At 53.5% G+C, this 13,867-nt stretch carries 12 protein-coding genes; 8 read left to right on the top strand and 4 right to left on the bottom strand.

Annotation, left to right across the window (positions count from 1 at the left end):
• Positions 1 to 44 precede the first annotated feature (44 nt).
• The 3 genes from yncE to GC128_RS05350 form a co-directional block, all read right to left on the bottom strand.
• A complete protein-coding gene (yncE, locus tag GC128_RS05360; protein WP_151993431.1) occupies positions 45 to 1,106 on the bottom strand; it encodes a 7-bladed beta-propeller protein YncE in 1,062 nt (353 codons plus the stop codon).
• A gap of 109 nt (positions 1,107 to 1,215) precedes the next feature.
• Positions 1,216 to 2,655, bottom strand: a complete 1,440-nt coding sequence (gene aldA / locus GC128_RS05355) for an aldehyde dehydrogenase (protein WP_151993430.1) — start codon at positions 2,653 to 2,655, stop codon at positions 1,216 to 1,218.
• A gap of 214 nt (positions 2,656 to 2,869) precedes the next feature.
• Positions 2,870 to 3,814, bottom strand: a complete 945-nt coding sequence (locus GC128_RS05350) for a sugar-binding transcriptional regulator (protein WP_151993429.1) — start codon at positions 3,812 to 3,814, stop codon at positions 2,870 to 2,872.
• A gap of 211 nt (positions 3,815 to 4,025) precedes the next feature.
• Here GC128_RS05350 and GC128_RS05345 point away from each other — a divergent pair, with 211 nt between their 5' ends.
• From GC128_RS05345 to GC128_RS05310, 8 genes are all read left to right on the top strand, one after another.
• Positions 4,026 to 4,967 carry a D-ribose ABC transporter substrate-binding protein gene (locus GC128_RS05345; RefSeq protein ID WP_151993428.1) on the top strand — a complete coding sequence of 314 codons (942 nt, stop codon included), beginning with the start codon at positions 4,026 to 4,028 and terminating at the stop codon, positions 4,965 to 4,967.
• 13 nt (positions 4,968 to 4,980) lie between these two features.
• A complete protein-coding gene (locus GC128_RS05340) occupies positions 4,981 to 5,583 on the top strand; it encodes a DUF2291 family protein (protein WP_151993427.1) in 603 nt (200 codons plus the stop codon).
• Positions 5,583 to 7,100: a sugar ABC transporter ATP-binding protein gene (locus GC128_RS05335; protein WP_151993426.1), complete on the top strand. Its 1,518-nt coding sequence runs from the start codon at positions 5,583 to 5,585 to the stop codon at positions 7,098 to 7,100. Before GC128_RS05340 ends, GC128_RS05335 begins: the two co-directional genes overlap by 1 nt.
• Position 7,101: 1 nt before the next feature.
• A complete protein-coding gene (locus GC128_RS05330; protein ID WP_151993425.1) occupies positions 7,102 to 8,202 on the top strand; it encodes an ABC transporter permease in 1,101 nt (366 codons plus the stop codon).
• 86 nt (positions 8,203 to 8,288) lie between these two features.
• A complete protein-coding gene (locus GC128_RS05325) occupies positions 8,289 to 9,119 on the top strand; it encodes a transketolase (RefSeq protein WP_151993424.1) in 831 nt (276 codons plus the stop codon).
• Positions 9,112 to 10,056, top strand: coding sequence for a transketolase family protein (locus GC128_RS05320; RefSeq protein WP_151993423.1), 945 nt, complete (start codon positions 9,112 to 9,114; stop codon positions 10,054 to 10,056). The genes GC128_RS05325 and GC128_RS05320 overlap by 8 nt, the downstream gene beginning before the upstream one ends.
• A 2-nt stretch (positions 10,057 to 10,058) precedes the next feature.
• The gene (locus tag GC128_RS05315; RefSeq protein ID WP_151993422.1) at positions 10,059 to 11,549 is read left to right on the top strand and encodes an FGGY family carbohydrate kinase; all 1,491 of its coding nucleotides are present in this window, start codon (positions 10,059 to 10,061) and stop codon (positions 11,547 to 11,549) included.
• A gap of 24 nt (positions 11,550 to 11,573) precedes the next feature.
• Positions 11,574 to 12,992: an L-fucose/L-arabinose isomerase family protein gene (locus tag GC128_RS05310; RefSeq protein WP_151993421.1), complete on the top strand. Its 1,419-nt coding sequence runs from the start codon at positions 11,574 to 11,576 to the stop codon at positions 12,990 to 12,992.
• Between the two features lie 4 nt (positions 12,993 to 12,996).
• On the opposite strand, the gene GC128_RS05305 is transcribed toward GC128_RS05310, so the two are convergent.
• A complete protein-coding gene (locus tag GC128_RS05305) occupies positions 12,997 to 13,797 on the bottom strand; it encodes a YdcF family protein (protein WP_151993420.1) in 801 nt (266 codons plus the stop codon).
• Positions 13,798 to 13,867: the final 70 nt, after the last annotated feature.

Below are 13,867 nucleotides of genomic sequence, written 5' to 3'. Positions count from 1 at the left end.
AGGGAACATAGTCAACGCGGCTGCAACTCGATGTAAGACGGGTATTACTTAAAGCTAATACGCACGATATCGTCCGGGCTAGTTGGCTCTTTCTCACGGCTGCCCGGTTGTTTTACGCTGACAAACAGCTGCTGCCCATCTGGTGACAACGCCAGGCTATTTGGCAATGCAGGCGTGTCGATGGTTTCCAGCACTTTGTAGCTTTTCGCATCAATCACGCTGACTTTGCCTGCTTTGCGATGCGTCACGTAGACTTCGTTGCGCGTAGGGTTAAACAGCACATCCAGACCCAGCGGCACATCCACTTTATTCAGCACTTTGCTGGTTTGGGTATCCACAACCAGCAACTGCGGTGTCTTAGAATCGCTGACAAACGCACGGTTATTGGCGGTATCCAGCGCAATATTCAGATAAAAATGCTCGCCTTCGGTATCCAGTTTTGTGCGCGAGATAACCTTGTTGGTTTTGCTGTCGATAACAATAAATTCGTTGTCGGCATTGGTCATATAAATACGCGAGGATTTCTCGTCGATAGCCAGGCCCGTCGCCATTTTGCCGAGACCTTTAATCGTATCGCGCAGCGTTAACGTATCGCCGTTAATGACCCACAGTACGCTGGACTCACCCAACCCACCCATATACAGCGTGTTGGTGGCTTCGTTAACCACTAACTGGCGCGGCATTAGCGGGCGCACGGTTTCGGTACGTTTGGTTTCATCCACCACAAGCGTTTTAATCACATCACCGGTTTTGCTGTTAATCGCCGTCACCGCACTGCTGGTGGTGTTACCGAGGAACAATGTACCGGTGGTTTTGTTGAGCGCCAAGCCGAACGGCTTCAGGTTGTTATGAATGGCCTGAGTCACTTCGAGTGTTGCCGGGTCAAGGCGGTAAACCACCCCGCCTTTATCCAGTTTGCGGCTTTGGGAAGTGGCAACGTACAGCGCGGATTGGTCTGCGCTATAGGCCATTTCGTACGCACCTTTGCCAACGGGTTTTCTTTCAACCGTGAATGAGGTGTCGGCAAATAATGAAGTGGAAAACAGCAGGCTGGATAGCATTAAAGCAGGCAATGCACGCAGGCGGGTTTGTGGTAAAGCAGACATAAATATCCTTATCAATAGCACGGACAAACCCTTTGCTAACAGAACGTTAGCAAAGGGTGAAAAAATACCATTGATAATTATTATCATTTATAAATGAGAAAGTAAATCATTACACCTGCAAATAGACCACCTGGGTTTGCAGATACTCATTCAAACCGTGGCGACCATCGGCACCACCAATACCCGATTTACGCCAACCGGCATGGAAGCCCTGCATCGCTTCAAAGTTTTCACGGTTGATGTAGGTTTCGCCGAATTTCAGCCCCTTAATCGCTTTCATCGCGGTATTTAAATCACGAGTGTAGACCGAAGAAGTTAGCCCGTAGTCGCTGTCATTCGCCATTTCCAGCGCTTGTTCCAGCGTGTCAAAAGTGGTGACAGGCAGCACCGGGCCGAAGGTTTCGTCGTGCATAATCGTCATTTCCTGGCGCACATCCACCAGCAGCGTTGGCGGGTAGAAATACCCTTTCCCTTCCGGCGTTTTGCCGCCAATCAAGACTCGTGCGCCTTCGCTAACCGCGTGAGCCACTTTTTGCTCTACGCGCTCAAGGGCGGCGGCGTTAATCAACGGCCCCATCGACACATCGTTACGCTCGCCGGTATCACCAAAACTCACCTGCTTGAAGGCTTCGCTCAGGCGAGTAATAAATTCGTCGTAAATGCCTTTTTGCACATACACGCGTTCAGCGCAGTTACACACCTGCCCGGTGTTGATCATGCGTGAATCGACAATCGCTTTCACCGCGATATCCAGATCCGCATCATCCATCACAATCGCTGGCGCTTTGCCACCCAGCTCAAGGCACACTTTGGTGATGTTTTTAGACGCCGCCGCCATGATTTTTTCACCCGCGCCTACGCTCCCGGTCATGCTAACCATCGCGACTTTCGGGTTACCCGCCAGTTCTTGCCCTACCGTTTCACCGCGGCCAAGCACCAGGTTAAACACCCCTTTCGGCAGCCCAATATCATGGACAATTTCAGCAAAGGCGATAGCGTTATTCGGGGTGAATTCGCTCGGTTTGATAACGATGGTGTTGCCGGTAATCAGCGCTGGCGCGAGTTTGCGAGCAATCAGGAAGAACGGGAAGTTCCACGGCAAAATCCCGGTCGTCACGCCAAGCGCACGTTTGAACACCAGAATGTTTTCACCCGGGCGGTCACTTTGCAGAATTTCACCTTCGTATCGGCGCGCCCATTCGGACATGTAATCAAGATAATCGGCGGTGAACGCCACTTCGACTTCAGCTAACTGTTGGGTTTTCCCGCCTTCGGCAACAATCAATGCGCTGATGGTTTTTGCACGTTCACGAATCCCGGCAGAAATTTTACGCAACCATCCAGCACGCTCAATCGCAGGCAACGCTTCCCAACCGGCCTGTGCTTTATGCGCCGCATCAATCGCATCACGGGCGTGCTTTGCGTCACCATCGGGAATGCGGGAAATCAGTTCTTCTGTTGCAGGGTTAATCACATCAATCCACTGATCGCCCTGCCACTGAACAAATTGACCATCAATATACATCGGGTGTTGTACAGGTGCTGTCATGACCGGCTCCTTTGTGTTCGCTGTTTTATTGTTTCAAGTATGTAAAATACATGTAAACACTTTAGGGTTGTAAAACAGCTAACCGGGCAATATGGTCATGAACTGTGATGGTTCTCAATAAAAATGGCTGAAAAGAACGCTTTTTGGGGAATGGCTGGAAACTGAAAATGACCGTTTTAAGCGTGCTGGTACGAAAACGGTCATCAAAGGGGAATTACAATAGTTCGCGAGCAGTCGGGTAATCGGTGATCAGCACGTCAATATAACCGCCGCGCAGCGCACCACGAATGGCATTGGTTTTGTCATTCCCACCGGCAAGTGCCACCACATGCGGGCAGTCGCGAACCTGGCTCAGTTCCATGCCGATAACTGGATCTTCTTCTTTGCTCAACACCGGCTCGCCCTGCGCATTGAAATAATGCAGGCAGATATCCCCCACCGCACCACGCTCAGCCAGCGTTTTCAGCATCGCTTCGCCATAATAGTTGCCCGAATTTTTCAGCAGCTGGGACGGCTCAAGCTCACCGATACCGAGAATAGCCACGTCCACTTCGGCAAATTTATTCACCACTTCGGCGACATCATCGCTGGCGACCAGTTTTGCTCGCTCTTCAACGGAATGCTCAATACTTTGCGATGGCAGCAGCCAGGCCGGGCAATCCAGTTGCGCCGCCAGGTTTTGCGTCAGAATGGTTGCCTGCACGTTACCGTTCGGCCCCACGCCACCCAACAACTGAATCACGCCGCGCGCTTTAATGCTCTGCGGGTGCAGCTCGTCGACCATTGCACGAATGGTGGAACTCCAGGAGGAAATCCCCACCAGATCGTTTGGCCGCAAACGTGTTTCCACATAATGCGCCGCCGCACTGCCTATCGCATGTTTGACTTGCGAGGCTGGAGCTGATTCGTCGACATCCACCACAATCGCCTGGCGAATACCGTACTTTTTCTCCAGCGCCTGTTCGAGCGAGAGAAAAATATTGGCGGGCTGGATAACACTGATTTTTACCACGCCCTCTTTCTGGCAGCGTGTGATGGCGCGTGAGACAAATGACTGCGACAGGTGCAATAACCCGGCGATTTCTGACTGCTTCATCCCTTCTACAAAGTAGAGCGTCGCAATCTTGACCAACAAACGTTGTTCATCCTGCTTTGACATGTGCGCCTCCTGATTCTCTACCCTGTATTTTTATTCAACACTGCATAAATAACAAGACAGCATTCCTTTTGACGTTAATTTGTACGATTTGTGATCACATTCGCCTTTTTATCATTTTGATCAATTCCACATGGACAGAATCATGAGTGGGGCATATCGTTACATTGAATAATAAATCATGTTTGAATATATATTCAATGTGGAGATAAAAATGAAATTTACCCTACTGAAGACCTCACTCGTTGCCGCTCTGCTTGCTTCATCTGCCAATCTCTATGCTGCCGATAATGGGCTGATTGCCATTATTACCCCATCGCATGACAACCCATTCTTTAAAGCTGAAGCCGATGGCGCGATGGCGAAGGCAAAAGAGCTGGGCTACACCACGCTGGTTGCCTCTCATGATGATGATGTAAACAAACAAAACCAGCTGATTGAAACCGCCATCGCCCGTAAAGCGAAAGCCATCATCCTTGATAACGCGGGTGCCGATGCCACCGTCGGGCCACTGGAAAAGGCGAAAGCCGCCGGGGTGCCGACCTTCCTTATCGATCGTGAAATCAACAAAACCGGCGTCGCCGTGGCGCAGATTGTTTCCAATAACTACCAGGGTGCACAACTGGGAGCAGAGAAGTTTGCCAAGTTGCTCAACGGCAAAGGTAAATACGTTGAGTTGCTGGGCCGCCAGTCAGACACCAATGCCCACGTACGTTCGCAGGGCTATCACGACATTCTCGACGACTACCCGGATATGAAAATGGTGGCGCAGCAAACCGCTAACTGGAGTCAGACCGAAGCCTTCACCCGCATGGAGTCCATTTTGCAGACTCAGCCCGACATCGTAGGCGTGATCTCCGGTAACGACACCATGGCGCTGGGTGCCGAAGCCGCCTTAAAAGCCGCCGGGAAAACCAATGTCATCGTGGTGGGTTTTGACGGTAGCGACTACGTGCGCGACTCGATTATTGCCAAGAGCAATATCAAAGCCACCGTGCTGCAACCCGGTTGGGAACAAGCACAAATGGCCGTGGTGCAAGCCGATTTCTACCTGAAAAACGGCAAACCGCAATTGCAGGAAAAACAGCTGATGGACTGCGTGTTAATTGACGACAGCAATGCCAATCAGCTCAAAACCTTCAAGCTGGCTAAGTAATCCGGGAGGCTGTATGTCGCTCAAACAATGGGGTATTGGCTTGTTATGTTGCAGTACCCTGTTGCTCACTGCCTGCCGGGTGGTGGATCTGGATGAAAACGGGCAACCGATTATTCCTGCAGATCCCAATGCGAAAGCGAGTTTCGCCAACCAGACACCCGCGCAGATAGCGCAACAAACCTGGAACAACAAAGTGATGACGCCTGCGCAGACCCATGCGCTGGATAGCAGCGCGCTGAAAACTCGTGCCGCCAGCGCCAATAACGAAAGCGTATTCGTGAAGGTTCAGGGCAAAGTCGACAGCGTTTCTCTGGATAACGAACGTGAACGCACATTGACCGTCACTGTTAATGATCAGCCACTGCAAGTGCAGGTCGGGCCGATGATTCGCGGTAACGCCATTCGCGACGCCACCGGCTACAAGTTCGAAGATTTCACCAACCAGGTGCAGTTTGCGCAGCTTTCGAAAGCCTATAACCGTGAAGCCGCAAAACACCTGCCGAAAGTTGATGAAAGCTGGCAGCAACAGCCCGTCACCGTGGTGATGGCCGTCACCATGCGCAACGGCACACTGAGTGACGCAGCAGCCATTTCACTGGAACGGGGGCAACCATAATGTCGCAAGATCCTATCATTCTGCGCACCCGTGGTATTTCGATGCTGTTCCCCGGCACCGTGGCGCTGGACAACATTGATTACAACGTCTGGCGCGGCAAAGTGAACGTCATCATCGGTGAGAATGGCGCGGGTAAATCAACGCTGATGAAGATTCTGGCGGGCGTTCAACAGCCGAGCCTCGGTGAAATGCGCCTGAACGGTGAAGTTGTGCAGTTTAACAGCACCCGCCAGGCCGCCGCGCATGGCATCGGCATGGTTCACCAGGAGTTAAACCTGTTCGAAAACCTGACGGTTGCCGAGAACATCTTCCTCGGGCGTGAACTTCAGCACGGTTTGTCGCCAATTGATGAAACTACGCAGCAGGCACGCAGCGCGGAATTGCTTAAACGCCTGGATCAGCCGATTTCCCCGAAAGAGATAGTCGCAAACCTGAAAGTGGGCCAACAACAACTGGTCGAAATCGCCAAAGCGCTGGCCGAAGACGCCGACATCTTAATTCTTGATGAACCGACCTCGGCGTTAAGCAAAACCGAAGTGGATATTCTTTTCCGGGTGATTCGCGAACTCACCCGCCAGGGCGTCACCATTATTTATATCTCCCACCGCCTCGAAGAGTTAATGGCGATTGGCGATGTGATTACCATTCTGCGCGACGGTAAATTCCAGGCCGAAGCACAGGTGTGTGATATCGACGTGCCGTGGATTGTGCGCGAAATGTTAGGCAGCGAGCCGGTGTCCAGTTTCCTGAAACCCGGGCGTGATTTTGGTGCCGCGATTCTGGAAGCCGAACACATCACCTGCGTCAATTCCGCAGGAAACACTGTGGTGAACGACGTCAGTTTTCAGGTACGCGCGGGCGAAATCGTCGGCATCTATGGGTTGATGGGCGCCGGGCGCACGGAGTTGTTTGAATGCCTGTTGGGCACGCAGCGTAACTATCTGGGCAAATTATGGCTCGACAGCAAACCGGTGCCGCCGCGCCTTGCCACCGCCGAGCGCATTCGCATGGGCATGAGCCTGGTGCCGGAAGACCGTAAACGTACCGGGATTTTCCCGATATCCTCGGTCGCCAGCAACCTGACGATTGCCAGTTTATGGCGGCGCTTACAGCGTGGTTTTGCGATTTCGCAGGCCGATGAAACGGCGGTGGTTGCCAGCACCATTGGCAACCTCTCGATTAAAGTTTCATCACCGGAAGTGGAAATTCAGGCGCTGAGCGGTGGGAACCAGCAAAAAGTGGTGATTGGCCGCTCGCTGCTGACCAACCCGAAACTGCTGCTGCTCGATGAACCGACACGGGGAATTGACGTGGGTGCGAAAGCCGACGTGTTCCGCATGATGGTTCAGCTTTCCGAACAAGGGATAGCCGTGGTGTTTTCCACCTCCGATCTCAAAGAGATTATGGCGGTTTCCGACCGCATTTTGGTGATGTCAGGCGGGAAAATTACCGCGGATATTCCCCGCGAACACGCCGAAGAGTCGGCATTGGTTTCCGCTAGTGCACAAGGGTTCTGATATGAAAACGAATGATACTGTCGCGCTCAACGCCAGACCAGGCTCGCCGTTTAGCTCGCGGGAAAATCTGCTGCTGTTACTGCTTAAACTGCGCACCTTTATCGCGCTGTTTTTGATTGTCGGCTTCTTCGCCATCATGGTGCCGGATTTCCTCGCCATGGGCAGCCTGGTGATCATGATTAAACACATTGCCATCAACGCCTTTCTGGCACTCGGCATCACCTTTGTCATCATCACAGCGGGCATTGATTTGTCGATTGGCGCCACGCTTGGGCTATGCGGCATGATTGCCGGTTGGCTGATAACCAAAGGTATTGTGCTGCCGATGTTCGGCATCGCTATCTTCCCTAGCGTGTGGGTGATTGTGCCGCTGGTGTTGCTGGTTGGCGGGCTGATTGGCGCGGGTAATGGTTGGATTATCACCCGCTACAACGTCGCGCCGTTTATCTGCACCCTCGGCACCATGTACATCTTGCGCGGGGCCGCGATGTTGACCTCGGGCGGTGAAACCTTCCCCGGACTTTCCGGCAACCCGCAACTTGGCAATACCGGTTTTGACCTGATTGGCTCCGGCAATTTGTTCGGTATTCCGTGGGCTATCTGGATGATGATTGTGCTGGCCATCGCCATTGCCTATGTCGCCCGCCGCCTGCCGTTTGGCCGCCATGTTTACGCCATTGGCGATAACGAACGCGCCGCTGAACTTTCAGGCGTCAAAGTCCGCCAGGTGAAAATTTGGGTCTACACGCTGTCCGGTTTTTGCGCCGCCATTGCCGGGATCGTGGTTTCCGCTCAACTGGTTGCCAGCCATCCGGCAAACGGCACGGCATTTGAAATGAACGCCATCGCCGCTGTGGTGCTCGGCGGAACATCGCTGGCAGGCGGGCGCGGCACCATTCTTGGCACACTCGTAGGCGCATTCGTGATTGGCTTCCTGGCTGACGGCCTGGTGATGATGGGCGTGAGTGAATTCTGGCAAATGGTCATCAAAGGCATCGTGATTATTGTGGCGGTCATCATCGACCAGATGCAAAACCGCATGCAGCAAAAAGCGGCTGTCGTGGCCCAGAAAGCGATCATGGAAAGTAGCGGGAAGGTGTAGCGCGTCACAGATCCTGAATGGCGGGTATTTTTTTACCCGCACGGAATAATTATTCATCTATGATTTTTAATGCAAGAGGTAACACTATGAATCCGTTCGCACTGTCAGTTACGGATCTTGAAAAGAGAGCACGCGCCGTCCGTCGCCGCATCGTCCTGCTCAATGCCAACAGCCCGGCTGGCGGCCATACCGGGGCTGATTTATCGCAGGTGGAAATCTTAACCGCCCTGTACTTCCGGATACTGAATTGTTCGCCACAGCTTATCAACAGCGACGAACGTGACATCTACATTCAGTCCAAAGGCCATGCGGTTGGCGGTTATTACTGCGTGCTGGCCGAAGCCGGATTTATTCCCGTGGAGTGGCTGCCGACTTATCAGCATGCCGACTCTCACCTGCCCGGCCACCCGGTGAAACACAAAACGCCGGGTGTGGAACTTAACACCGGCGCGCTCGGGCACGGTCTGCCGGTCGCCGTTGGCATTGCGCTGGCCGCCAAACGCAACAACAGCAAACGTCGCGTCTTTGTGGTGACCGGCGATGGCGAGCTGGCAGAAGGCAGCAACTGGGAAGCGGCGTTAGTCGCGGCGCATTACCAGCTCGATAACCTGATCATTATTAACGACAAAAACAATCTGCAACTCGCAGGCTCGACCAAAGACATTCTCAATACCGACCCGCTGGATGAGAAATGGCGTGCGTTCGGCATGGAAGTCACCGAGTGCCGTGGCAACGATATGGCTGATGTGGTCGCCACACTTGAAGGGTTACACCCGCACGGCAAACCACACGTCGTGATTGCCAACACCACCAAAGGTGCGGGCATCTCCTTTATTCAGGGGCGCGCGGAATGGCACCACCGGATACCGAAAGGTGACGAAATCGAACTGGCGCTGGAGGAACTGAAAGATGAGTAATAGCGAACACCTGGCAACCGTAATGGTGAATGCCTTTATTGACGCCGTGGAGCGCGGCGTAGACCTGGTACCGGTGGTTGCAGACTCAACTTCCACGGCAAAAATATCCCCGTTTATGAAACAGTTTCCCGACCGACTGGTGAACGTCGGGATTGCCGAGCAGACTCTGGTGGGCACGGCGGTCGGCTTGTCGATGGGCGGCAAAATCGCCGTGACCTGCAACGCGGCGCCGTTTTTAATCTCGCGTGCCAATGAACAGATCAAAGTCGACGTCTGCTACAACAACAGCAACGTAAAACTGTTTGGCCTCAATGCCGGGGCCAGTTATGGACCGCTCGCCAGCACCCACCACAGCATTGACGACATCGCCGTGCTGCGTGGTTTTGGCAATATCGAAATCTATGCGCCATCGTGCCCGATTGAATGCCGCCAGATTATTGACTACGCGCTGGAACACGTCGGCCCGGTTTATATCCGCCTCGACGGTAAAGCCCTGCCGGAACTGCACGATGCCGATTATCAGTTTAAACCCGGTGCCATCGATCAACTGCGCGAAGGCGACGATGTGGCGTTAGTGGCGATGGGCTCAACGGTGCATGAAATCGTAACGGCTGCGGCACAACTTGCAGATTTGGGTATTAATGCGGCGGTGATCAACGTTCCGTCTATCCGCCCTTGCGATACCACGCAACTTCTCACCATGCTTAAAAATTCACGCCACGTGATAACCGTTGAAGAGCACAACGTGAATGGCGGTGTCGGCAGTCTGGTCGCTGAAGTGTTAGCGGAAGCCGGATGTGGCATCCCTTTGTTGCGGCTCGGAATTGCAGACGGTAGCTATGCTATTGCGGCGGATCGCAAGGAGATGCGTGCACATCATGGAATTGATGCCGCAGGAGTAACACGTTCCGCCACGGCGCTTTGCAAAGGAGCATAGCCATGTCCAGCCCGGTAATTCTGGCTATTGATGAGGGCACCACTAACGCCAAAGTGGTGGCGGTGAATAGTAACGGGGAAATCTGCGCCCGTTACAGTGTCGGCGTGGCAATGACGCACCCGGCACCAGGGCTTGCAGAACAAGACCCCATTGCGCTGTGGCATGCCGTGTGTGAAGCATTGAGCGGCTGCCTGCAACAACTCGGCTCGGTCACCGTCGCAGGCGTTGCGATAAGCAACCAGCGTGAGTCGGTGTTGGTGTGGCAGCGCCATGATGGTAAACCGCTAACACCAGTTGTGAGCTGGCAAGATCGCCGTTCAGAACAAACTTGCGAGCAACTGTTAACGCAGGGCCATGGCGAGCTGATCACTCGTCTGACTGGCCTGCCAGTCGACCCACTATTCCCGGCGGCGAAAATTCGCGCCCTGCTCGATGCCATTCCCGAAGGCATGAAACGTGCCGAAGCGGGCGAGCTGTGTATCGGGACCATCGATTCCTGGTTGAACTGGCAACTGACCGCCGGGCATTCGTTCACTACCGACTACTCCAATGCCGCCCGCACGCAGCTGTTTAATATTTACCGGGGCGAATGGGACGACGAATTACTCAAATTATTCGGCATTCCGCGTGCAGTACTTGCTGAAGTGCGACCTTCTGCCGGGCATCACGGCGAAGTGCAAATTGACACAATTGCAGGTTTGCCCATTGGCACACCGGTGCTGGCGCTTATCGGAGATTCACACGCAGCACTCTACGCGCAGCGCAGCGTCTGTGGTCACGTGGTGAAAGCCACTTATGGCACCGGATCTTCTTTGATGCTTTCGCTCCCGGAACCGGTTAACCGTAGCAATCGTCTGAGCACTACGCTGGCCTGGCACGACGGCGAGCTGAACTACGCGCTGGAAGGCAATATTACTCACACTGGCTCAGGCGCTGCCTGGCTGGGGAAAATGTTAGGTATCAACGACCCCGCAAAACTCACCGAGCTTGCGCAATCTACAGACAGCAATCAGGGCGTCTATTACGTACCGGCACTTTCCGGGCTTGGTGCACCGTGGTGGGATCTCCACGCCCGCGGCATGATTTGCGGCCTGACGGATGCCGCCACCCCTGCGGTACTGGCGCGAGCCGCGCTGGAGTCGCTGGTCTATCAAATTGCCGATGTCTTTTTCGCTATGGAACAGGCGACCGGTGAGCGTCTTGAATCATTGTGTGTGGATGGCACCGCGACACAAAACCGCTGGCTGATGCAGTTACAGGCAGATGTGCTGCAACGCCCGTTAATTATTCAGCCCGCGGCTGAAATCTCCGCACTTGGCGCAACACTGTTAGCCGGAAAAACCCTCGGCTGGTGGCAAGACGGCACACCGTTTGCGGCACTGGCCAACTGTGGCGAGCGTTTGCAACCACAGGCAGAACAACAAAAAACAATGCAACAAAACTATAAGCAATGGCTTGAAGCAGTGGCGCGCTGCCGCTTTATGCCGAATTAAATCTATTTTGAGCGGAGTGAAGCTATGTCCAGAATCCCTAAACAACTGACCTTCGGTGTGATCATCGGTAACCGCGGGTTCTTCCCAAGCTATTTAGTAGCGCAGGCGCATGAACAGGCCGAAGCCCTGTTTGGCAAACTGGGTATCAAAACCGTGATGTTAAAAGATGGGCAAACACATCTCGGCGGTGTGGAAACCCGTCAGGATGCCAAAGTCTGTGCCGAACTCTTTCGCCAGCATCGTGACGACATTCACGGTGTGGTGGTGTTATTGCCAAATTTTGGCGATGAAAAAGCGGTGGCAGAAGCGATTCGCCTTTCCGGTTTGAAAGTCCCGGTGTTAATCCAGGCAGAAGAAGACAACCTCGACAAAATGGGCCTCGCGACACGCCGCGATAGCTTCTGCGGGAAAATTTCCCTGTGTAATAACCTGCGTCAGTACAACATCCCCTTCACGCTCACCACGCAGCATGTCTGCGCGTTAAGTAGTGAAGTGTTCGAACAAGATTTACAGCGTTTCGCGCAAATCTGCCGGGTCGTGAAATCAATGCAGGGCGTGCGTATCGGGGCGATTGGTGCGCGTCCGGCCAGCTTTAATACCGTGCGTTACAGCGAAAAATTGCTCGAAAAAATGGGCGTGGCGGTTGAAACCCTCGACCTGTCTGAAATTTTCACCCGCATCAAACATATCAGCGATGACGATCTGCGTGTCCATGAGAAGCGCGGCATATTAATTGAAAACGCCGATGCCAGCGGCATTCCCGCCGAGAAGTTAACCCAAATGGCAAAACTGTTTGTGGTGATCAGCGAATGGGTAGTGGCAAACGACATCGACACCACGGCGATCCAATGTTGGACGTCGCTTCAGGAAAACCTCGGCATTAACGTCTGCTCCATTATGAGCGTTATGTCCGGGCAACTGATGCCAAGCGCCTGCGAAGTCGACGTGATGGGCGCATTGTCGATGTATGCCCTCGCAAGTGCGTCGCTTAACCCAGCCTCGATTGCCGACTGGAATAACAACTTCGGTGACGATCGCAACAAATGCGTGTTGTTCCACTGCGGGAACTTCGCCAGCAGCAGCCTGGAATCCCCGTCGATGGGCACCGCCGATATCATCGGCACGACGGTCGGCAAAGAAAACACCTGCGGCGCGGTGCATGGTCGCCTGAAAAGCGGTCCGCTGACTTACTTCCGTCTGTCGTCTGATGATTTTACCGGCGAAGTTAAAGCCTATGTTGGCGAAGGGCAATCTGTTGATGATGCGTTAGATACCGTTGGCTGCCGCGCGGTAATTGAAGTGCCACATCTGGAGAATTTACTGGCGTGGATTTGTAATAACGGCTTTGAACACCACGTCGCCATGAACCACTCGGCGACGGGTGTGGTATTGCAGGAAGCATTCAGCAAGTATTTAGGGGTTAACTGTTACCTGCATCGTTAATGACTTATAAGCCGCGCTCGTGCATTAATTGCGCCAGCGCGGCGTCATTGGCGAGAATTTCCCAGGCATTCATTACCGTAAGCGGAATATCAACATGGCTAATAAAGTCACGCCCATTCGGCCCGTAGCCCTGCGCATCATCTCTGATACGCGGGATTTCCCCCAGCGCCAGAGAAATAAATCGCTCAACCGGCCATAAGCCCTTTTCATGCAGGCTAAATGCGGTATGGGTTTCGTCACTGACTAAGTGCGGCACAAAACCCGGCCAACTTTTCCACTGCGGCTGATGCGCATCACTTTGCCAGACGCGTTCAAAGGTCGCGACGGTACGTCGCTGCATGGTCGGGTCCTGAATAATAATCGCGCGAGCGGGCGTTATTTCCCGCGTTTGCATCAAATCATAAGTAAAGCGTGCGTTCTCGCCACAGTTGGTGGACTTCTCTTCGGTCAGCACTTTTTCTGCCGGGACTTTCCAGAACTCGGTCGCGATGTCTTTGAGAATGGCGGCTTCTGCTCGGCCAGTGGTGGGGATGGTGTTGTAGCGCGGGTGCTTCGCAATCGCCGCGTACAAAAAAGTGGTCGAATGGCCAATCCCGCCGGTAATCAGCAGCGGCAATTCACTATTGGCAGCAAGCTCACAGGCTGCATTAATGGTAGGGATAACGGCATTACCCGCGAGGATAATCAATTCACCATCGCAAACCGCAGGTGGCGCGGCAAACTCATTGTGAGAAAGCCACTCGCCAAGCGTATTAATGGCATTGATGGTCGTCGGCTGCAAAGCTGGAAATGTTGTCATCAACATAACCCCTCCTTGTTAAAAACCAGCGCACATCATACCGCAGGCAATGCCGTTACTACATCAGGTTGCTCTG

The organism is Buttiauxella massiliensis, from assembly GCF_902500225.1.
In the GTDB taxonomy this organism is placed as follows: Bacteria; Pseudomonadota; Gammaproteobacteria; order Enterobacterales; family Enterobacteriaceae; genus Buttiauxella; species Buttiauxella massiliensis.
Note: the sequence above shows the minus strand (reverse complement) of the source record. Positions and strands in the feature narration are given on the sequence as shown.